Genomic DNA, 19,621 nt, shown 5'->3' with positions numbered 1-19,621 from the left:
GCGGGTTCCCGCATCGACAACTGCCCGTTATCTGACATGCCCGATACGCCACACGAGGCGCCCGCTCTAACTGCTCACGAAGATCATCCCGGATGGCGCGCGTTCCTCAACAAGCGCATCCTCATTTGCGTCTTTCTCGGCTTTACGTCCGGATTGCCGCTCTTCACGCTTTATAGCCTGTTGCAGGCGTGGCTCACGACCGCGCACATCAACGTCAAGGAGATCGGTCTCTTCGCGCTGATCGGACTTCCGTACACGTGGAAATTCGTCTGGTCGCCGCTGATGGACCGTTTCATTCCGCGCTTTCCCGGCTGGAGTCCGGGCAGGCGGCGCGGCTGGATGTTCGTCACGCAAGTGCTCGTGATGATCGCGATCGGCTCGTTCGGCTTCTTCTCGCCCGAGCAGAATCTCTGGGCCGTCGCCGCGATCGCCGCGCTCGTCGCGTTCTTCAGCGCGAGTCAGGATATCGTCATCGATGCCTATCGCCGCGAGCTCCTCGCCGACACCGAACAAGGGCTCGGCAACGCGGTGCACGTCAACGCATATAAGGTCGCGGGACTCGTGCCCGGTTCGCTGTCGCTGATTCTCGCGACCGTCCTGCCGTGGAAAAGCGTCTTTCTGATCACGGCCGCGTTCATGCTGCCGGGACTCATCATGACGCTCGTCGTGAAGGAGCCGCAGATTCATGGCGCGCCGCCGAAAAATCTGCGCGAGGCGATCGTCGAGCCCTTTCACGAGTTCGTCACGCGTGACGGCTGGCGCGCGGCGCTGCTCGTGCTCAGTTTCATCTTCCTGTACAAGCTCGGCGATACGATGGCCACCGCGCTCGCGACGAAGTTCTTCATCGACGTCGGATTCTCGCTCGCGCAGATCGGCGTGATCGCGAAAGCGGTCGCGTTCTGGGCGAGCATCGCGGGCGGCTTGCTCGGCGGCATCGCGCTCGTGAAGATCGGCATTGCGCGCGGCTTGTGGATCTTCGGAATTCTGCAGATCGTCGCGACGCTCGGCTTCGCATGGCTCGCGAAGATCGGGCCGTCGCCGTTCGCGCTCGGCGTGCTGTACGGCTTCGAAACCTTCGCGACGGGTCTCACGCTCGCGACCTTCACGGCGTATATCGCGAGCACGACCGACCCGCGCTACACCGCGACGCAATTCGCGCTCTTCACGAGCCTCGCGGCCGTGCCGCGCACCTTCGCGGCGGCGGGCAGCGGCTACATCGTGAATGAAACCGGCTGGTTTCCGTACTTCATGATCTGCGTCGCGCTGTCCATTCCGGGCATGTTACTGTTGCCCAAGATCGCGCCCTGGAGAATTCGACGATGACGGTTTCTTTCAAGCTTCGCGCCTTGGTTTGCGCATGGACATGGGCGTCGCTCGCGCCTTCGTCCGCGCATGCCCAGGACGAACAAAAGACGCCGCCGCCGTACTCCGCACCGAACAACCAGATCCGTTTCGGCAATACGGCGCTGTTTCGCAACCTGATTGCGCCCGCGACGCTCGAAGCGCAGGCCGCCGACGAATACGCGCAGGTCATCCACGATGCCGAGCGCAACAAGACGCTGCTCCCCGATACCAACCCGCTCGTCAAACGCGTGCGCGATATCGCGAATCACGAGATTCCGTTCGCGCTCAAGTGGAACGATCGCGCGAAGAGCTGGAAGTGGGAGATCAACGTCATCAAGTCGGCCGACGAGCGCATGGTCTGCCTGCCGGGCGGGAAGATCGTCGTGTACAGCGGGCTGATCGACAAGCTGCATCTGAACGACAACGAGATCGGCATGATGATCGGCCATGAAATCGCGCACGCGTTGCGCGAGCATGCGCGCGAGCGGCTCGGGCGGCAGCAGGCGGCGCAGCTCTCGTCGAACGGCATGCCGCAGCTTTTCGGCTTTTCGAATTACGCGTCGCAGCAGCCCGATATCGGCGATGAACTGCTGACGATGCGCTATTCCCCCGCCGACGAAACCGAAGCCGACGTGATCGGCAGCGAGATCGCGTCGCGCGCGGGCTACGATCCGCGCGCGGCCGTCACGTTGTGGAACAAGATCGATTCGGGCACGCGCCGCGCGGACGATGGCTTCATCTGGCTGCATCCGTACGGGCCGGATCGCCGGCAGGATCTGCTCAAACGCATGCCGGACATGATGCCGCTCTATGCGAAGGCGGTCGGCAAGACCATCGATCAATTGCCGAATTACGCCGGGATGGGGCGGTTCAAGAAGAGCGGGCGCTAGCTCACTTCTTCTTCGCGATCTTCCAGTCGTAATCGATCGTCAGCGGCGCGTGGTCGCTGAACTTGATATCCCGGAAAATCGACGTCTTCTTCGCGGTCGCGGCGACTTCCTTCGTCGCGATCTGATAATCGATACGCCACCCGACGTTCTTCGCATACGCCTGGCCGCGATTGCTCCACCACGTATATTGCTCGGGACGCTGATCGAGCGTGCGGAATACATCGACATAACCGACGTCGTCGAAAAGCTTCGTGAGCCACGCGCGTTCTTCGGGCAAACAACCGGAATTCTTCTGGTTGCTCTTCCAGTTCTTGATGTCGATTTCCTTGTGCACGATATTCACATCGCCGCACAGGATGACTTCGCGCTCCTTCGAAAGCGCGTCCAGATGCGGCATGAACTCGTCCATGAAGCGATACTTCGCCTGCTGACGCTCGTCGCCGCTCGAACCCGACGGCACATACACCGAAACGACCGACAACTTGCTGAAACGCGCTTCGACATAGCGCCCTTCCGGATCGAACTCTTCCGAACCGAAGCCGATGATCACGTCATCCGGTTCGTGGCGCGTGTACAGACCGGCGCCGCTGTAGCCCTTCTTCACCGCGTGCTGGAAATAGCCCTGGAAACCGTGCGGCGCGAGAAATTCCGGCGTCAGATCGTCCTGCGAGCATTTGATTTCCTGGACGCACACGACGTCGGATTTCTGCTCTCCGAACCAGTCGAAGAAACCTTTCTTGGCGGCCGAACGGATGCCGTTGAGATTGGCGGTTATCACGCGAAACATGTTCTTCCTTTTTGATCTTGATTATTCGACCTTCACGCCCTTCAGCGATTCTTTCGCCGGCGGGAATTCGAGCTTCATGTCCTGCATCGTGCGCAACAGCAGCTCTGCGACCATCACGTTGCGATGCGTCTTCGAATTGCCCGGAATGATGTACCAAGGCGCGTAATCCGTCGATGTCGCCGCGAGCGCGTCGGCGTATGCGGCCTGATAGTCGTCCCATTGCTTGCGCGCTTCGAGATCGGAGACGTCGAACTTCCAGTGTTTCGTCGGATCGTCGATGCGCGCCTGCAGTCGCTCGCGCTGCTCGTCCTTCGAAATGTGCAGGAAGCATTTGACGATGGTGGTGCCGCTGTCAGCGAGCAGCGCCTCGAATTCGCGAATATGCCGATAACGCCGTTCGCATTCGTCGGCATCGATCGACTTCAGCACGAGCGGCACGAGCACGTCTTCGTAGTGACTGCGGTTGAAGATCGCGAATTCGCCGGCCATCGGCGCCTGCGCGTGCACGCGCCACAGAAAATCGTGCGCGGCCTCGCGCTCGGACGGCGCGCGAAACGGCACGATGCGCAAGCCGAGCGGATCGACATCGTGAAACACCGCGCGCACCGTGCCGTCCTTGCCGCTCGTGTCCATGCCCTGCAGCACGAGCAGCACGCGCCGGCGGCGCTGCGCGTGCAGTTTCTCCTGAAGATCGTCGAGTTGCACGCCGATCGCCGTGAGACGCTCGCGGTCGATGTCCTTCGTGCCGCTGGAAAACGGCTTCGCGGACGGATCGATCGCGCTCAGGTCGAATGGCTTGCGCTTCTTGCCGGCGTCGAAGAAAGGCACACGGAAGTCGTCGAGTTCGGGTTTTTTTGCCATATTTTTGTGATCACCAAAAAGAAAGGCCGTCGCCTAGCTTAACCGGCAACGGCCCTGTCTTTCACGCACCGAAACAATCAGCCGAGCTTCTTCTTCAAAAGCTCGTTCACCTGCTGCGGATTCGCCTTGCCCTTGGTCGCCTTCATCGCCTGGCCGATCAGCGCGTTGAACGCCTTCTCTTTGCCCGCGCGGAATTCCTCGACCGACTTCTGGTTTGCCGCAAGCACCTCGTCGATGATCGCCTCGAGCGCGCCGGTGTCGGAAATCTGCTTCAAACCCTTCGCGTCGATGATGCGATCCGCGGCGGCCTCGTCGGTCGCCTTCTCTTCCCAGATCGTCTGGAAAATGTCCTTCGCGATCTTGTTGGAGATGGTGCCATCGGCGATGCGCTGAATGATGAGCGCGAGCTGCGCAGCCGATACCGGCGATTCGCTGATATCGAGCGATTCGCGATTCAGTTGCGCGGAGACGTCGCCCATCATCCAGTTCGCGGCGATCTTCGCCTGGGCCGCGCCCGCTTTCTGCACGAGCGCTTCGAAGTAGGACGCCATCGCCTTCGACGAAGTCAGCACGCCCGCGTCATACGGCGTCAAACCGTACGTGTCGACGAAACGCTTCTGCATGTCCGCCGGCAGCTCGGGCATCTCGCCCTTCACGCGATCGATCCACGATGCATCGATCACGAGCGGCATCAGATCGGGATCGGGGAAATAGCGGTAATCGTGCGCGTCTTCCTTGCTGCGCATCGAACGCGTTTCGCGCTTGTCCGGGTCATAAAGACGCGTTTCCTGAACCACCGTGCCGCCGTCTTCGATCAGCTCGATCTGACGGCGCACTTCGTACTGGATCGCTTCTTCGAGAAAGCGGAACGAGTTCAAGTTCTTGATCTCGGCGCGCGTGCCGAATTCCTTCTGGCCGACCGGGCGCACCGAGACGTTCGCGTCGCAACGGAACGAGCCTTCCTGCATGTTGCCGTCGCAGATGCCGAGCCACACGACGAGACCGTGCAGTGCCTTCGCATACGCGACCGCTTCCGCGGCGCTGCGCATTTCCGGCTCAGTGACGATTTCGAGCAGCGGCGTGCCCGCGCGGTTCAGGTCGATGCCCGTCATGCCCGCGAAGTCTTCGTGCAGCGACTTGCCCGCGTCCTCTTCGAGGTGCGCGCGCGTCAGGTTGATGGTCTTCTCGTACGCTTCCTTGCCCGCCTTCTCGTTGGCCGGCACCTGAATCGTGATCTGCCCGCCCTGCACGACCGGAATCTCGTACTGGCTGATCTGATAGCCCTTCGGAAGATCCGGATAGAAGTAGTTCTTGCGCGCGAAGATGCTGCGCGGCGCGATGTGCGAACCGATCGCGAGACCGAAGCGGATCGCGCGCTCGACGGCGCCGCGGTTCATCACAGGCAACACGCCGGGCAACGCGAGATCGACGGGACTCGCCTGCGAATTCGGGCTCGCGCCGAACTGCGTGGGCGCGCCGGAAAAAATCTTGGAGACGGTGGAAAGCTGCGCGTGCGTTTCCAGACCGATGACGACTTCCCACTGCATGTTCACACTCCCGATGCCAATGCCGATGCAGGTGCCTTGCGGTGCCAGTCGGTCGCGCGCTGATAAGCGTCGGCGACCTGGAGCATCCGGGCTTCGTTGAAATAGTTGCCGATGATCTGCAGACCGACCGGCCGATTCGCATTCGCGCCCGCGCCGAAACCGCACGGCACGCTCATGCCGGGCAGGCCCGCGAGGCTCACGGAAAGCGTGTAGATATCGGCGAGATACATCTGCACGGGATCGTCGGCCTTCTCGCCGAGATTCCACGCGACCGACGGCGCGACCGGTCCCATGATGACGTCGCACTGCTTGAACGCTTCCTGGAAATCGCGCGCGATGATGCGGCGAATCTTCTGCGCCTGCAGGTAGTACGCGTCGTAATAACCGTGCGACAACACGTACGTGCCGACGAGAATCCGCCGCTTCACTTCCGGCCCGAAGCCTTCCGCGCGCGACTTCTTGTACATGTCGAGCAGATCGCGGTACTCGGCCGCGCGATGCCCGTAGCGCACGCCATCGAAGCGCGACAGATTCGACGATGCCTCCGCCGGCGCGATAATGTAGTACACGGGAATCGAAAGCTCGGTCTTCGGCAGCGACACTTCGACGAGCGTCGCGCCGAGCGCCTCGTATTGCTTCAATGCGGCGTCGATGGACGCGCGCACGTCGTCGGCGAGACCCGCGCCGAAATACTCCTTCGGCATGCCGATGCGCAGGCCCTTCAGCGGCTTGCCGGCATCATCGCTGCCGTTCCACGTCTTGCCGAGATAGCGCGTGTAGTCTTCGTTCTCGCGTTGAAGGCTCGTGGAATCGCGCTCGTCGAAGCCGCCCATCGCGTTCAGCAGCAGCGCGCAGTCGTGCGCCGTTTGCGCCATCGGGCCGCCCTGATCCAGCGACGACGCGAACGCGATCATTCCATAACGCGAAACGCGGCCATACGTCGGTTTGATGCCGGTGATGCCGGTGAACGAAGCGGGCTGGCGGATGGAGCCGCCGGTGTCCGTGCCGGTCGCGGCGGGCGCGAGACGCGCGGCCACGGCAGCAGCCGAACCGCCCGACGAACCGCCCGGCACGGCCTTCATATCCCACGGATTCTTCACCGCGCCGAAGTACGAATTCTCGTTGGACGAGCCCATCGCGAACTCGTCCATGTTGGTCTTGCCGAGCGTGACCATACCGGCGTTCGCGAGGCGATCGACGACGGTCGCATCGAACGGACTCGAATAGTTTTCGAGCATGTGCGAGCCGGCGGTCGATGTCCAGCCGCGCGTGACGAAGACGTCCTTGTGCGCGATCGGCAAGCCGGTGAGCGCGCCCGCGCGGCCTTCGCCGATGAGCGCGTCGGCGGCTTTCGCCTGTTCGAGCGTGAGCGCGGCGTCGACGCCGATGAACGCGTTCAGTTCCTTCGCGCCCTCGATGCGCCGCAGATACGACTGCGCCAGTTCGACCGCGGATACTTCCTTCGAGTCGAGCGCGGCGCGCAGTTCGGTCAAGCTTTTCTGATGCATTGCAGTTTCCTGATGAGCGCGGTGTGAATCACGCGCTGACGCTGAATGTTTGATGCTTATTCGATGACTTTGGGCACGAGATAGAGTCCGTCTTGCACGGCGGGCGCGCAACGCTGGAACTCTTCGCGTTCGACACGCTCTGAGACAGCGTCGTCACGCAGACGCAGCGCGACTTCCTCGATCTGCTCGATCGGGTGCGCGAGCGGTTCGATGCCGGTCGTGTCGACGGCCTGCATCTGCTCGACGAGACCGAAAAAATCGTTGAGCCGCGTGAGCGTGGGCTCGGCTTCGTGGTCGGGCAATTCGAGCCGCGCGAGGTGCGCGATGCGTTTTACGTCGGTCAGGGTCAAAGACATGGATTCACCGGAGAAAGCGTGGACAGCCTCAATCTCGAAAACTTTCGCTGCAGCAGCCAGTTGCGATCTTGAAAGGAGCCCTCGGAAACAGGTCTGGCGATGGCAAAAACTGCCATCCTTTTCCTATAGATACCCACAAATTATAAGGTATCATTACACGTTCGACTGACTCACCTCTGGAACGGCTTGTCGGCGGCTTTCTCCCGCATTTGATGGATTCCGAGAAACGTTTGCGTCCAGCGTTCCGTTCTGCAGTAGATTTCTTCCCGGATTTGCCCTTCCCGGCGAGCGTTCGCCGCCCCGGCAAACCGTTATTTTTTCCGCTGCCGTCCCCGGCGCTCCTCGCGACGAACGGCCACCCAGCGAGACAGGATTTTTGAATGTTCGGTTTTTTGCGCAGCTATTTCTCCAACGACCTGGCGATTGACCTCGGCACCGCCAACACGCTGATCTACATGCGCGGCAAGGGCATCGTCCTCGACGAACCCTCGGTCGTTTCGATTCGCCAGGAAGGCGGCCCCAACGGCAAGAAGACCATTCAGGCGGTCGGCAAGGAAGCCAAGCAGATGCTCGGTAAAGTGCCGGGCAACATCGAGGCCATCCGCCCGATGAAGGACGGCGTGATCGCCGACTTCACCGTCACCGAGCAGATGATCAAGCAGTTCATCAAGACCGCTCACGAATCCCGCATGTTCTCGCCGTCGCCGCGCATCATCATCTGCGTGCCGTGCGGCTCCACTCAAGTCGAGCGCCGCGCGATCAAGGAAGCGGCACACGGCGCGGGCGCCTCGCAGGTCTATCTGATCGAAGAGCCGATGGCCGCGGCAATCGGCGCGGGCCTGCCGGTTTCGGAAGCAACGGGCTCGATGGTCGTCGACATCGGCGGCGGCACGACGGAAGTCGGCGTCATCTCGCTGGGCGGCATCGTGTACAAGGGCTCGGTGCGCGTCGGCGGCGACAAGTTCGACGAGGCCATCGTCAACTACATCCGCCGCAACTACGGCATGCTGATCGGCGAGCAAACAGCCGAAGCCATCAAGAAGGAAATCGGCTCGGCGTTCCCCGGCTCCGAAGTGAAGGAAATGGAAGTCAAGGGCCGCAATCTGTCGGAAGGCATTCCGCGCAGCTTCACCATTTCGAGCAATGAAATTCTCGAAGCGCTGACCGACCCGCTGAACCAGATCGTGTCGTCGGTGAAGATCGCGCTCGAACAGACGCCGCCGGAACTCGGCGCGGACATCGCGGAGCGCGGCATGATGCTGACGGGCGGCGGCGCGCTCCTGCGCGATCTCGACCGCCTGCTCGCGGAAGAAACCGGCCTGCCGGTGCTCGTCGCCGAAGATCCGCTGACTTGCGTGGTGCGTGGCTCGGGCATGGCGCTCGAGCGCATGGACAAGCTCGGCAGCATCTTCTCGTACGAGTGATCTGCTGCTTCGGGCGTCCGGATATCGACGCAACGCCGAAGCACGCTTGCAAGCACCCGCGTAACGCGACGCGCGCACGGCCCGGCCTCTGTCCGGGCCGTTGTCGGAACAGCGTAGGGCAGGTTTCGCCGCCGGCGAAGTGACCTGCAGCATCGATCCATCCGTTCACGCCCTCGGCGCCGACCATGGAATACAGTCCGCCGCCCCTTTTCAAGCAAGGCCCTTCCGCGCTCGCGCGCCTGATTTTCTTCGTGGTGCTCGCCATCGCGCTGCTCATCTCGGACGCTCGCTTCAGCACGCTGGAAATCGTTCGCGGGATGCTCGGCGCCGGGCTGTATCCGTTGCAGCGCGCGGCGCTGGTGCCGCGCGACATCTTCATGGGCGCCGCCGATCTCGCCGTGACCAGCGCGACGCTGCGCAGCGAAAACCGCAAGCTCAGCGACAAGAATCTGGAGCTTTCCGTCAAGGCGGGCGACGCGGCCCAGCTCGCCATCGAGAACGCGCATCTGCGCGCGCTGCTGAATCTGCAATCGCGCGCAACGACCGAAGAAACGCCCGCCGAAATTCAATACGACACGCGCGATCCGTTCACGCAGAAAGTCGTGATCGGCAAGGGTTCGCAGCAGAATATCCAGGACGGCGCGCCCGTCGTCACCGAAGACGGCGTGATCGGTCAGGTGACGCGCGTGTTTCCGCTGCAATCCGAAGTCACGCTGCTCACCGATAAAGACCAGGCCGTGCCCGTCCAGATCTCGCGCACCGGCTTGCGCAGCGTGATTTACGGCACGCCGAAGGGCGACACGCTCGATCTTCGCTTCGTGCCGATCAGCGCCGACGTCGAAGCCGGCGACGAACTCGTGACGAGCGGCCTCGACGGCATCTATCCGCCGGGACTGCCGGTCGCGAAGGTGCTGCGCGTCGACAAGCAGGCGGATACGGCGTTCGCGCGCGTCGTCTGCGTGCCGATCGCGGCCGTGCGCGGCGCGCGCCAGTTGCTCGTGCTGCACTACAACTTGAATCAGCCGCCGAATCCGGTCGAAGTCGAAGCAGCCGCGGCCGCCAAGGAAGCGAAGGAAAACAAGGGCAAGAAGAAGCCCGCGCCGAAGGCTGCCGCCGCAGCGGGCGCGAGCGGCGCTTCCGCTCCGGTGCCGGGTTCTGCGCCAGCGGCTGCAACACCGGCAGCGCCCGCGCCCGCGAAGCCGTCGGAGAAGGCGGCCGAGCCGAAAGCTGCATCGGGCGCGGCGGCGAAACCGTCGAAGAAGGCGCATGCGCCGAAACCCGCATCATCGGGAGCCGCGCGATGAACCGCCCGCAATACATCCTGCAGCCGGTCAATCCGTACTTCATCACGTTCAGCCTGGCCGCCGCGTTCCTGCTGAACCTCATGCCGTGGGGACGGCTCATCGGCGTGCCGGATTTCGTCGCGCTCGTGCTGCTGTTCTGGAACGTGCATCAACCGCGCAAGGTCGGCATGGGCATCGCGTTCATGCTCGGCATCCTGATGGACGTGCACAACGCGAATCTCCTTGGCGAACACGCGCTGGCCTACACGCTGCTTTCGTACGGCGCGATCACGATTCATCGCCGCGTGCTGTGGATGACACTGCCCGTGCAGATGTTCGTCGTCGCGCCGCTGCTGGTGGGCGCGCATCTCGTGCCTTTCATCATCCGCCTGATGACGGGCGCCGCGTTCCCCGGCTGGAGCTATCTCATCAACGGATTCGTCGAAGCGCTGCTCTGGCCGATCGCGAGCTTCCTCCTGCTGATGCCGCAACGCCGCGCCGCCGACCCGGACGATACGCGTCCAATCTGAGTCTTGCCGCGCGGCGCCGGGTCGGCGAAAAAACCGCCGCGCGCGAACTACACTTGAATCGCGAGCACACCGCGAAAGCTGCATGACCGAAATCAAGAACACCGAGCAACAGTTGTCGAAGTTCCGCCTGCGCGTCGCGGCGGCGGGACTGTTCGTGTTCATCTGCTTCGGGCTGATCGGGCTGCGCTTCCTCTATCTGCAGGTCTGGCATTTCAGCAAATACTCGTTGCAGGCAAACGAGAACCGCATTTCGGTCGCGCCGATCGTGCCGAATCGCGGCATCATCACCGACCGCAACGGGGTCGTGCTGGCGAAGAACTATTCGGCGTACACGCTCGAAATCACGCGCTCCAAGATCAACGGCACGCTCGACGAAACCATCGACGAGCTGTCGCAAGTCATTCCGATCGACGCGCGCGACCGCCGCCGTTTCAAGAAGCTTCTCGAAGACTCGAAGAATTTCGAAAGCCTGCCGATTCGCACGCGTCTCACCGACGAGGAAGTCGCCAAGTTCACGGCGCAGCGTTTCCGCTTTCCCGGCGTCGAAGTGCGCGCGCGCCTGTTCCGCCAATATCCGCTCGGCACGACCGCAGCGCATGTGATCGGCTATATCGGGCGCATTTCGCAGCGCGATCAGGAGCGCATCGACGACGCGAGCGACGCCAACGACGAAAGCTCGGATCACTACGATCCGCGCCTCGACGCCAACAACTACAAGGGCACGGATTACGTCGGCAAGATCGGCGTCGAGCAGAGCTACGAAACGGAGCTGCACGGCCTGACCGGTTTCGAGGAAGTGGAAGTGACCGCGGGCGGCCGTCCGGTACGCACGATGTCGCGCACGCAGGCGACGCCGGGCAACAATTTGCAGTTGTCGCTGGATATCGGCTTGCAGCAGGTCGCGGAGCAGGCATTCGCGGGCAAGCGCGGCGCGCTCGTCGCGATCGAGCCATCGACCGGCGACGTGCTCGCATTCGTCTCCGCGCCGAGTTTCGATCCGAATTCGTTCGTCGACGGCATCGATCAGCAAACCTGGGACGCGCTCAACAATTCGCCGGATCATCCGCTCTTGAATCGTCCGCTGCACGGCACGTATCCGCCGGGCTCGACTTACAAGCCGTTCATGGCGCTCGCCGCGTTGTCGCTGCACAAGCGCACGCCGGGCTGGGGCTTCCAGGATCCGGGCTACTTCACGTTCGGCGGCCACACGTTCCGCAACGACGTGCGCTCGGGTCAGGGCTGGGTGGACATGAACCGCGCGATCGTCGTGTCGAACGACACGTACTTCTACATGCTCGCGCGCGATCTCGGCGTCAATGCGATGGCCGGCTTCATGAAGCCGTGGGGCTTCGGCCAGATCACCGGCATCGATATCGCGGGCGAGGCGAAGGGCATTCTTCCGTCGACGGAATGGAAGCGCAAGGCGTACCGCAAGCCCGAACAGCAGAAATGGTACGAAGGCGAAACGATCAGCCTCGGCATCGGACAGGGCTACAACTCGTTCACGATCCTGCAACTCGCGCACGCGACGGCGACGCTCGCGAATAACGGCGTCGTGATGAAGCCGCACCTCGTGCGCAACATCGAGAATCCGATCAACAAGGACCTGCGCGCGGTCGTGCGCGATCCGAGCAACAAGATTCCGGTGCAGCAAAAGGACATCGACGTCATCAAGCACGCAATGGAAGGCGTCGTGACGAACGGCACGGCAGCGAAGGTTTTCGCGGGCGCGCCCTATCTCGCGGCGGGCAAGACGGGCACGGCACAGGTTTATTCGCTGCAGGGCGCGAACTATCGGGGCCACGGCGGAACGGCCGAGCATCTGCGAGACCATGCGTTGTTCATCGCGTTCGCGCCGGCGGAGCAGCCGAAGATCGCGATCGCGCTGATCGTCGAAAACGGCGGCTGGGGCGCGGAGTCCGCCGGTCCGATCGCGCGCAAGGTGCTCGACTATTACCTCGTCGACCGTCTCAAGCCGGGCGCGGAAGCGGCGGCCGTCGCAGCGGCGGCTTCGGCCACGACCGAAGCGACCGTGCCGGTCATCGGCGGCACGCAACCGCCCGCCGCCGTCGCGCTGCCCGCGTCAGTCGCGAATTCGTCGCCGGCGTTTTCGCCGCAAGCGGCGTCGAATCCGGATGTCGCGAAGGCGGCGTCGGCGCCTGCGGCATCCGCTCCGAAAGTCTCGAAACCGCGCGCTGCATCGGCGCCGCCCGCTGCGCCTGCGGCTGCGGTGCCTGCATCGACGCCCGGCCGATCGCCCGCGCCGAAGAAGCGCCCGAGCGAGCCGACGCCCACCATGGTGCGCAGCAACGAAAACGACGGGGTGCGCGTTCTCGCGCCGTCCGGCGGCATCGACGAGTAAAGGAAACCGCCATGCAACTGCACGTCCAATTCGACAAGCGCGAGCTGCTGGACCGCGCCAAGCGCATGTTCGCGGGCTTCGACAAGCCGCTCGCGCTGATCGTGTTCCTGCTGCTCGGCGTCGGTATCGTGACGCTCTATAGCGCCAGCCTCGACATGCCGGGCCGCGTCGAAGACCAGTTGCGCAACATCATGCTGACCTTCGGCCTGATGTGGATACTCGCCAACATTCCGCCGCAAACGCTGATGCGCTTCGCCGTGCCGCTCTATACGGTCGGCGTCGCGTTGCTGATCGCGGTCGCCGCGTTCGGCCTGACGCGCAAGGGCGCGAAGCGCTGGCTCAATGTCGGCGTGGTGATCCAGCCATCGGAAATCATGAAGATCGCGATGCCGCTGATGCTCGCGTGGTACTACCAGAAGCGCGAAAGCAACATTCGCTGGTGGGATTACATCGTCGGCTTTCTCATTCTGATGCTGCCCGTCGGCCTGATCGCGAAGCAGCCGGACCTCGGCACCGCCGTGCTCGTGTTCGCGGCGGGCATGTTCGTCATCTATTTCGCGGGGCTGAGTTTCAAGCTGATCCTGCCGGTGCTGATCGCGGGCGTCATCGCGGTGGCGGGCGTCGCGACCTTCCAGGAAAAGATTTGTCAGCCCGAAGTCGTCTGGCCGATGATGCACGACTACCAGAAGCATCGCATCTGCACGCTGCTCGATCCGACTTCCGATCCGCTCGGCAAAGGCTTCCACACGATTCAGGCGGTGATCGCGATCGGCTCCGGCGGCACGCTCGGCAAGGGCTGGCTGAAGGGCACGCAGGCGCACCTGGAGTTCATCCCCGAGAAACACACCGACTTCATTTTCGCCGTGTTCTCCGAAGAGTTCGGGCTCGCGGGCGGGCTCGTGCTGCTCTTTCTTTATATGGCGCTCATCGCGCGCGGACTGTTCATCGCGGCGAACGGAGCGACCTTCTTCGGGCGATTATTGGCGGGATCGCTCACGCTCGCGTTCTTTACTTACGCGTTCGTCAACATCGGCATGGTGAGCGGGATTCTGCCGGTGGTCGGCGTGCCGCTGCCCTTCATGAGTTACGGCGGAACCGCGCTGACGACGCTCGGCGTCGCGGCCGGGCTCATCATGAGCGTCGCGCGGCAAAAGCGGTTGATGCAGAGTTAGCGGGCTATCTTCCGCCACATGAGCCGCGGCTTCGACCGCGGTTTTTTTATCGACGCGCGCCGTCACTGCGGCTTTTGCTGCTCGAGTTCGGTGCTGAGCTGCAGATATTTGAGCTTCGCCGCCGGATCGCCCTGCGCGGCCGCTGCCGCGTAATAAGCCCGCGCGACATTCAGATTGCGTTCGACGCCATCGCCGCCGCGCTCGTAGAACGATCCCGCGACGTATTGCGCCGTCATGTCGCCGCCTTCCGCAGCCTTCTTGTACCAGGTGAACGCCTGTGTGTTATCGCGCGCGGTGCCGCGTCCGTCGAGGAACTGGTTGGCGAGCGCGAGTTCGGCCTGTACGTGACCCTGATTCGCCGCGCGCAGGAACCAGCGATGCGCCTCCGCCGGATCTTTCTCGACGAACTGGCCGTCGTCGTACATCTTGCCGTACACGTATTGCGCGTGCGTCATGTTGGCGTCGGCGGCGCGGCGCAGCCATTTCTTGCCTTCGGGCACATCCGCCGGGCCGCCCTCGCCGTTGAGCAGCATCATCGCGTAGTTGAATTCGGCGAGGCGGCTGCCTCTTTGCGCCGCACGCCGAAACTCCGAGCGCGCCGCGACGAAATTGCCCGCGTTGTAATCGGCGACGGCGTTTTGCGTCGCGATGTCGGTCGGCTTCGGCGCGTTGTCGGCGCGGGCCGCACCGGCGAGCGCCAGCGCGATGATCGCAGCGGCGGCGGCTTTCATGATCTCGCCTCCTGCAACGCCTGACGCGTCGCCTTCAACAGCCACATTACATCCGCGCCGATCGCGACGAGCTTGACGCCCGCCTGCGCGTACTGCTTCGCGCTCGCGGCATCGAGTGCGAAGATGCCGCTCGCGATGCCCGCGCGATTCGCCGCGTCGACGATCTTCGTGATCGCCGCCTGCACATCCGGATGCTTGCCGTCGCCGAGATGACCGAGGCTCGCGGCCAGATCCGCCGGCCCGATGAACAGGCAATCGACGCCCGGCGTCGCGGCAATTTCATCGACGGCTTCGAGCGCCGCGACCGATTCGATCTGCACGATCGTCGCAATCTGCGCATTCGCGCTCGCCATGTAATCGCGACGCATACCGTATGCCGCCGCGCGCACCGCGCCCGCCACGCCGCGCAGACCGTGCAGCGCCGCTTCGGTCGGATATTGCGTCAGCCTCACGATGCGCGCCGCCTCATCCGCCGATTGCACGTTCGGGAACATCAGCGTGCGCGCGCCTGCGTCGAGCGCGCGCTTGACGAGCCAGCCTTCGTTCGCCGGCACGCGCACGATCGGCTCGCTCGGCAGATGCGCGGCGGCGATCGCGCGCAACTGGGCGACGACGTCGGCGCTATCGTTCGGCGAGTGCTCCATGTCGATGCAGAGCCAGTCGAAGCCCGCGTGCGCGAGCGCTTCGGCGGCATCGGCGCTGCCGAGCGACAGCCACAGGCCGAACAACGTGCCCGGTTCGGAGAAGCGCTGCTTGAGGGGATTGGTGAAGGTGCTCATCGCGCGTCTCCTTCGAGCGTTTGAAGGACGGCCACGCGCGGCCACTGGAAAAACGGATGAAGTGACGGCATGCGTGCGCTCCGTGTCTCGCCGCCTCGGAGGATGGGCGACTCATCGGACGATCATACCGTGACAAAAGCACGCGCGCCGGAGGTGCTTCCGGCCGCGCGCACGCCTGAAATCAGCCGCGCGCGACGTCGGCCCAGCAGTTTGGCGTTTCGTACAGACGCACGCGCTTCAGCTTGAGATTGACGCCGTAGTGCGCGTCATAGACTTCCGCGAGAATGTTGAACGCGACGGCCGCGAGGTTCTCGACGGTCGGAATGCGATCGAGCACGACGGTCTTGTGATCCGACAGCGTCTGCAGAAATTCGCGCACCTTGACATCGCCCTCGTAGACGATGAACGCGTGATCCCATTTGTTGACGAGATGCTCCATCGCGAGCGCTTTCACGTCGGCGAAGTCCATCACCATGCCGCGATCGGGCGCGCCTTCCACATCGACGAGATCGCCTTGCAGCGTGATTTCGAGCACGTAGCGATGCCCGTGCAGATTGCGGCACTGGCTGCGGTGATCGGGAATGCGGTGGCCCGCATCGAATTCGAGTTTTCGGGTAATCGTCTGCACGGCGTTCAGGGGATATTCAGGTATTTGTGCGTCTGCATCGACAGGCGCCACTTCGGATGCCGCTTGCACCAGTCGATCGCGAGCTTCGTGTTGATGTCGCGCGATGCGTTGTCCATCGGTTGCACGAGAAAGTATTCGAAGTCGAGCTTTTCGTACTCGGCAAGACGCTGGTTGTCCTGCGGCACCACGACTTTCAGCTCGTTGCCTTTCGTCACGACAAGCGGCGCGTCGGCTTTCGGACTCACGCAGATCCAGTCGATGCTCTCGAGCACCGGCAGCGAACCGTTCGTTTCGATGGCCATTTCGAAGCCGGCTTCGTGCAGCGCATCGACGAACGGCTGGTCGATCTGCAGCATCGGCTCGCCGCCCGTGCACACGACGAACTTGTGCGCCTCGCCTTCCGGCCACAGCGATGCGATCTTCGCGACGAGTTCCGCCGGCGTTTTGTACTTGCCACCGTTTTCGCCATCGGTGCCGACGAAATCGGTGTCGCAAAACTGGCAGACGGCGTCCGCGCGATCTTCCTCGCGCCCCGACCACAGATTGCAGCCCGCGAAACGGCAGAACACGGCCGGACGCCCGGCATTGGCGCCTTCGCCCTGCAACGTGTAGAAAATTTCCTTTACCGCGTACGTCATGACTGCTCTGTGAACCTCTAAAAAAATCAGACCGGCGCGGTATCGACCTGCTCGCCCGCGCGATACGCCTCATAACCACGTTTGCGCAGTTTGCATGCCGGGCATTGGCCGCAGCCGAAGCCCCAGTCGTGCAATTCCGCGCGCTCGCCGACATAGCAAGTGTGCGTCTCGACGCGCACCAGTTCGACGAGCGCCTCGCCGCCGAGCGTTTCCGCGAGCCGCCAGGTATCGGCCTTGTCGAGCCACATCAGCGGCGTTTCGAGCGCGTAGCGCGTTTCCATGCCGAGATTGAGCGCGACTTGCAGCGCTTTCATCGTGTCGTCGCGGCAATCCGGATAGCCGGAGAAGTCCGTCTCGCACATGCCGCCGACCAGCACCTTCAGCCCGCGCCGATACGCCACTGCTGCAGCAATCGTCATGAACAGCAGATTGCGGCCCGGCACGAACGTGTTGGGCAGGCCGTTCGCGGTCGCCTGAATCTCGATCTCGCGCGTCATCGCGGTATCGCTGATCGCGCCGAGCACGGACAGATCGATCATGTGATCTTCGCCCAGCCGTTCGGCCCACTGCGGAAACTCGCGCACGATCGCGGCGCGAAAGCCTTCGCGGCACTCGAGTTCCACGCGATGGCGCTGTCCGTAATCGAAACCGAGCGTCTCTACCGTCTTGTAACGTTCGAGCGCCCAGGCGAGGCACGTGGCCGAGTCCTGGCCGCCGGAGAACAGCACGAGCGCGCTGTCTTTAGCGTCTATCCGAGTCACCGTGAAAACTCCGTACTCCGTGAATTTGATGGCGTCGCACGCCGCACAGGCAGTCGGAGTGACCGGACTTCGCGACGAGCGGCGCGGGCAAGACGCCCGCGAGTCCAGTATAGGCCGGCGGCCTTCGCCCGGAAGCGCACGCCTTTTATGCCGCCGATAGCGGAATGCGAGACGGATGACCAGCGCCGGACGAATGTTCCGGCGCGTCGCACGAGCAATTCGGAGCGCCGAAAAGAAAAGGACTTGCGGGGTCCGAGGACGAGGCAAGTCCTTAATTCGGCGCGAATTTTAACACGGAGGGCGGTTGTTCGCCGAGCTCGGCGCGCTGGCGCGCGGGGAAGCGGTAATTCGTGCCATCATCGGAAGAAATAAGCCGGCAATTCCGACGAAGTCTCTAAACCCGCCAACACGCGCGCCGTTATACATGTAACAAAATGGCGCGGCCTCGTTACAGTTTCAGGTATTTTTTTCCTTTCGTTGCAGGACACTGGCGCGCCATCAAAGCCCCGTCGACTGACGGCCGCCGTTAATTCGCACTTCGAAGTTACTCGGCTTGAAATCCTCCCGCAGGGTTAAGCGGGACCGCAGGTCCGTTTCCGATCCGCCCTTTGGCTCGCGGCGCTCCTGAAGACGTACCTACTTCACCGATACACAACATCTCCATTAGTAGTACATACAATGAAACAATACATTCAGACCAGCTTGCGCGTCATTGACGCATTACGGGCACCCAAGGCGAGCCTTATCACCGCTGCCGTGGCAACCAGCGTGGTGCTGGCAGCGTGCGGAGGCGGCGGCAACGACGCGCTCGACACCGCATCGACCACAGCCGCGGCGAGCCGCAAGGCGGCGGCCGCGACAACCACGAGCACGATCTTCTACGGCGCCAACGGTCACAACAACGAAGGCGGCGCGTACGACATCTCCAGCCCGGCAGTGCAGCTCTCGCAGTTGCAGGATCTTGGCGTGAAGCTGTATCGGAACGAGGTGTACAACCAGTCATCGGCGAACAAGCTGGCAGGCATCGCGAAGACGATGGCAGCGGGCGGCGTGACCGTGTATCCCGTCATGCTGATGAGCATCGACTTCAACACCGAGACCGACGCGTATAACGCCGGCTATCAGTTGGGCGTCTGGACGGCCACCGCCTACAAGTACCCGTACTACGAAGTGTCGAACGAACTCGACGCGATGACGATTTACAACAACGTCGACGGCGTCTATCCGCAGCAGTTCGACAACGCGAAATTTCAGATCGCGCGCGGCGTCATTCGCGGCATGATCGCCGGCGTGAAGTCGGTCGATACGAACGGCAAGATCATCATGGGCGGCGGTACGTGGATGCATTACGCCGTGGATCAGATGCTCGCGGCCGGCACGCAGCCGGACGGCACGACGGGGCACCCGGTCGTGAACTGGGACATCACCGCGTGGCACTGGTATTCGGATATGGGCGACATCACCAACGCGTGCGGCGGCACGGGTTGCCATGACGTACTCGGAACACTGCAGCAGTTCGGCAAGCCGATCTGGCTCAACGAATACGGCGTGCGTCCGTGGTATGGCTCGGATCAGCAGATCGCGTCGTATCTCGTCGGCAACAAGATGATGGCGCAGTTCGTCGCGCTGGCGTCGAAGTACAACATCCAGGCGATTCAGACGTACCAGTTGTATGACGATCCCGCAGGCGGCGAAGGCGCGTACGGCCTGCTGAAGAACGACGGCAAAACGCAGAAGGCGTCTTACACCGCGTTCAAGAATTTCGTCGCGGCCAATCCGAAGTAAGCGCCGGATCGCTGAAAAAAGAACGCGCAGTCGGCTTACACGGACTGCGCGTTTTCCACATGCGGAAAATGAAAAAGCCCGAGAGCGATAACACTCTCGGGCTTCTTGCATTCTGGTGGCCTGGGACGGAATCGAACCATCGACACGCGGATTTTCAATCCGCTGCTCTACCAACTGAGCTACCGGGCCAACGAAGAGGTGAAACTATAGCAGAGACTATCCCGCGCCTCAAGCC

General features: G+C 62.8%; 18 protein-coding genes and 1 tRNA gene. 8 read left to right on the top strand and 11 right to left on the bottom strand.

Features of this window, described 5'->3' with window-relative positions:
• The first annotated feature begins 36 nt into the window (after positions 1-36).
• Both NCS67_RS13745 and NCS67_RS13740 read left to right on the top strand, forming a co-directional pair.
• Positions 37-1,323 carry an AmpG family muropeptide MFS transporter gene (locus tag NCS67_RS13745; RefSeq protein WP_008352007.1) on the top strand — a complete coding sequence of 429 codons (1,287 nt, stop codon included), beginning with the start codon at positions 37-39 and terminating at the stop codon, positions 1,321-1,323.
• The gene (locus NCS67_RS13740) at positions 1,320-2,234 is read left to right on the top strand and encodes a M48 family metallopeptidase (protein ID WP_250435426.1); all 915 of its coding nucleotides are present in this window, start codon (positions 1,320-1,322) and stop codon (positions 2,232-2,234) included. Before NCS67_RS13745 ends, NCS67_RS13740 begins: the two co-directional genes overlap by 4 nt.
• Before the next feature lies 1 nt (position 2,235).
• Here the strand turns inward: NCS67_RS13740 and NCS67_RS13735 are convergent, their stop codons facing one another.
• The 5 genes from NCS67_RS13735 to gatC all read right to left on the bottom strand — a co-directional run bounded on the left by NCS67_RS13735 (position 2,236) and on the right by gatC (position 7,293).
• The gene (locus NCS67_RS13735; protein WP_250435425.1) at positions 2,236-3,021 is read right to left on the bottom strand and encodes an exodeoxyribonuclease III; all 786 of its coding nucleotides are present in this window, start codon (positions 3,019-3,021) and stop codon (positions 2,236-2,238) included.
• Between the two features lie 21 nt (positions 3,022-3,042).
• On the bottom strand, positions 3,043-3,882 hold the full coding sequence (locus NCS67_RS13730; protein ID WP_250435424.1) for a PPK2 family polyphosphate kinase: 840 nt from the start codon (positions 3,880-3,882) through the stop codon (positions 3,043-3,045).
• 77 nt (positions 3,883-3,959) lie between these two features.
• Positions 3,960-5,429: an Asp-tRNA(Asn)/Glu-tRNA(Gln) amidotransferase subunit GatB gene (gene gatB / locus NCS67_RS13725; protein WP_250435423.1), complete on the bottom strand. Its 1,470-nt coding sequence runs from the start codon at positions 5,427-5,429 to the stop codon at positions 3,960-3,962.
• A gap of 2 nt (positions 5,430-5,431) precedes the next feature.
• On the bottom strand, positions 5,432-6,937 hold the full coding sequence (gene gatA, locus NCS67_RS13720) for an Asp-tRNA(Asn)/Glu-tRNA(Gln) amidotransferase subunit GatA (protein ID WP_250435422.1): 1,506 nt from the start codon (positions 6,935-6,937) through the stop codon (positions 5,432-5,434).
• A gap of 56 nt (positions 6,938-6,993) precedes the next feature.
• Positions 6,994-7,293 (bottom strand): Asp-tRNA(Asn)/Glu-tRNA(Gln) amidotransferase subunit GatC, encoded by a 300-nt coding sequence (gene gatC, locus NCS67_RS13715; protein ID WP_008352020.1) that lies wholly within the window; start codon positions 7,291-7,293, stop codon positions 6,994-6,996.
• 380 nt (positions 7,294-7,673) lie between these two features.
• Between gatC and NCS67_RS13710 the strand changes: the two genes are divergently transcribed.
• From NCS67_RS13710 to rodA, 5 genes are all read left to right on the top strand, one after another.
• Positions 7,674-8,717, top strand: a complete 1,044-nt coding sequence (locus NCS67_RS13710) for a rod shape-determining protein (RefSeq protein WP_004189550.1) — start codon at positions 7,674-7,676, stop codon at positions 8,715-8,717.
• Positions 8,718-8,902: 185 nt separating this feature from the next.
• Complete coding sequence (mreC, locus tag NCS67_RS13705; RefSeq protein ID WP_250435421.1) at positions 8,903-10,021, top strand: rod shape-determining protein MreC; 1,119 nt, start codon at positions 8,903-8,905, stop codon at positions 10,019-10,021.
• The gene (gene mreD / locus NCS67_RS13700) at positions 10,018-10,530 is read left to right on the top strand and encodes a rod shape-determining protein MreD (RefSeq protein ID WP_008352165.1); all 513 of its coding nucleotides are present in this window, start codon (positions 10,018-10,020) and stop codon (positions 10,528-10,530) included. The genes mreC and mreD overlap by 4 nt, the downstream gene beginning before the upstream one ends.
• An 82-nt stretch (positions 10,531-10,612) precedes the next feature.
• The gene (gene mrdA / locus NCS67_RS13695; protein WP_008352166.1) at positions 10,613-12,892 is read left to right on the top strand and encodes a penicillin-binding protein 2; all 2,280 of its coding nucleotides are present in this window, start codon (positions 10,613-10,615) and stop codon (positions 12,890-12,892) included.
• 11 nt (positions 12,893-12,903) lie between these two features.
• On the top strand, positions 12,904-14,064 hold the full coding sequence (gene rodA / locus NCS67_RS13690) for a rod shape-determining protein RodA (RefSeq protein ID WP_008352167.1): 1,161 nt from the start codon (positions 12,904-12,906) through the stop codon (positions 14,062-14,064).
• Positions 14,065-14,126: 62 nt separating this feature from the next.
• Here the strand turns inward: rodA and NCS67_RS13685 are convergent, their stop codons facing one another.
• The 5 genes from NCS67_RS13685 to queC form a co-directional block, all read right to left on the bottom strand.
• Entirely contained in the window at positions 14,127-14,795 is a 669-nt protein-coding gene (locus tag NCS67_RS13685; RefSeq protein WP_034470327.1) for a tetratricopeptide repeat protein, read from the bottom strand.
• Positions 14,792-15,574 carry an HpcH/HpaI aldolase family protein gene (locus NCS67_RS13680; RefSeq protein ID WP_250435419.1) on the bottom strand — a complete coding sequence of 261 codons (783 nt, stop codon included), beginning with the start codon at positions 15,572-15,574 and terminating at the stop codon, positions 14,792-14,794. Before NCS67_RS13680 ends, NCS67_RS13685 begins: the two co-directional genes overlap by 4 nt.
• 181 nt (positions 15,575-15,755) lie before the next feature.
• The gene (gene queD / locus NCS67_RS13675; RefSeq protein WP_008352173.1) at positions 15,756-16,202 is read right to left on the bottom strand and encodes a 6-carboxytetrahydropterin synthase QueD; all 447 of its coding nucleotides are present in this window, start codon (positions 16,200-16,202) and stop codon (positions 15,756-15,758) included.
• A gap of 5 nt (positions 16,203-16,207) precedes the next feature.
• The gene (queE, locus tag NCS67_RS13670) at positions 16,208-16,840 is read right to left on the bottom strand and encodes a 7-carboxy-7-deazaguanine synthase (protein WP_008352174.1); all 633 of its coding nucleotides are present in this window, start codon (positions 16,838-16,840) and stop codon (positions 16,208-16,210) included.
• 26 nt (positions 16,841-16,866) lie between these two features.
• Positions 16,867-17,601, bottom strand: a complete 735-nt coding sequence (gene queC / locus NCS67_RS13665) for a 7-cyano-7-deazaguanine synthase QueC (protein WP_008352176.1) — start codon at positions 17,599-17,601, stop codon at positions 16,867-16,869.
• Positions 17,602-18,357: 756 nt separating this feature from the next.
• On the opposite strand from queC, the gene NCS67_RS13660 reads away from it, so the two are divergent.
• Positions 18,358-19,386 carry a glycosyl hydrolase gene (locus NCS67_RS13660; protein ID WP_250435417.1) on the top strand — a complete coding sequence of 343 codons (1,029 nt, stop codon included), beginning with the start codon at positions 18,358-18,360 and terminating at the stop codon, positions 19,384-19,386.
• 113 nt (positions 19,387-19,499) lie between these two features.
• Here NCS67_RS13660 and NCS67_RS13655 read toward each other — a convergent pair.
• Positions 19,500-19,575 (bottom strand) — tRNA-Phe (locus tag NCS67_RS13655).
• Between the last annotated feature and the right edge of the window lie 46 nt (positions 19,576-19,621).

Source organism: Caballeronia sp. ATUFL_F2_KS9A (assembly GCF_023630765.1).
Taxonomy (GTDB): domain Bacteria; phylum Pseudomonadota; class Gammaproteobacteria; order Burkholderiales; family Burkholderiaceae; genus Caballeronia; species Caballeronia zhejiangensis.
Note: the sequence above shows the minus strand (reverse complement) of the source record. Positions and strands in the feature narration are given on the sequence as shown.

Coding starts and splice junctions, on each gene's coding strand:
- mreD (WP_008352165.1), top strand. CDS start 10,018: ATGAACCGCCCGCAATACATCCTGCAGCCGGTCAATCCGTACTTCATC.
- gatC (WP_008352020.1), bottom strand. CDS start 7,293: ATGTCTTTGACCCTGACCGACGTAAAACGCATCGCGCACCTCGCGCGG.
- gatA (WP_250435422.1), bottom strand. CDS start 6,937: ATGCATCAGAAAAGCTTGACCGAACTGCGCGCCGCGCTCGACTCGAAG.
- NCS67_RS13680 (WP_250435419.1), bottom strand. CDS start 15,574: ATGAGCACCTTCACCAATCCCCTCAAGCAGCGCTTCTCCGAACCGGGC.
- mreC (WP_250435421.1), top strand. CDS start 8,903: ATGGAATACAGTCCGCCGCCCCTTTTCAAGCAAGGCCCTTCCGCGCTC.
- NCS67_RS13745 (WP_008352007.1), top strand. CDS start 37: ATGCCCGATACGCCACACGAGGCGCCCGCTCTAACTGCTCACGAAGAT.
- NCS67_RS13710 (WP_004189550.1), top strand. CDS start 7,674: ATGTTCGGTTTTTTGCGCAGCTATTTCTCCAACGACCTGGCGATTGAC.
- NCS67_RS13735 (WP_250435425.1), bottom strand. CDS start 3,021: ATGTTTCGCGTGATAACCGCCAATCTCAACGGCATCCGTTCGGCCGCC.
- mrdA (WP_008352166.1), top strand. CDS start 10,613: ATGACCGAAATCAAGAACACCGAGCAACAGTTGTCGAAGTTCCGCCTG.
- queE (WP_008352174.1), bottom strand. CDS start 16,840: ATGACGTACGCGGTAAAGGAAATTTTCTACACGTTGCAGGGCGAAGGC.
- rodA (WP_008352167.1), top strand. CDS start 12,904: ATGCAACTGCACGTCCAATTCGACAAGCGCGAGCTGCTGGACCGCGCC.
- NCS67_RS13685 (WP_034470327.1), bottom strand. CDS start 14,795: ATGAAAGCCGCCGCCGCTGCGATCATCGCGCTGGCGCTCGCCGGTGCG.
- NCS67_RS13730 (WP_250435424.1), bottom strand. CDS start 3,882: ATGGCAAAAAAACCCGAACTCGACGACTTCCGTGTGCCTTTCTTCGAC.
- NCS67_RS13740 (WP_250435426.1), top strand. CDS start 1,320: ATGACGGTTTCTTTCAAGCTTCGCGCCTTGGTTTGCGCATGGACATGG.
- gatB (WP_250435423.1), bottom strand. CDS start 5,429: ATGCAGTGGGAAGTCGTCATCGGTCTGGAAACGCACGCGCAGCTTTCC.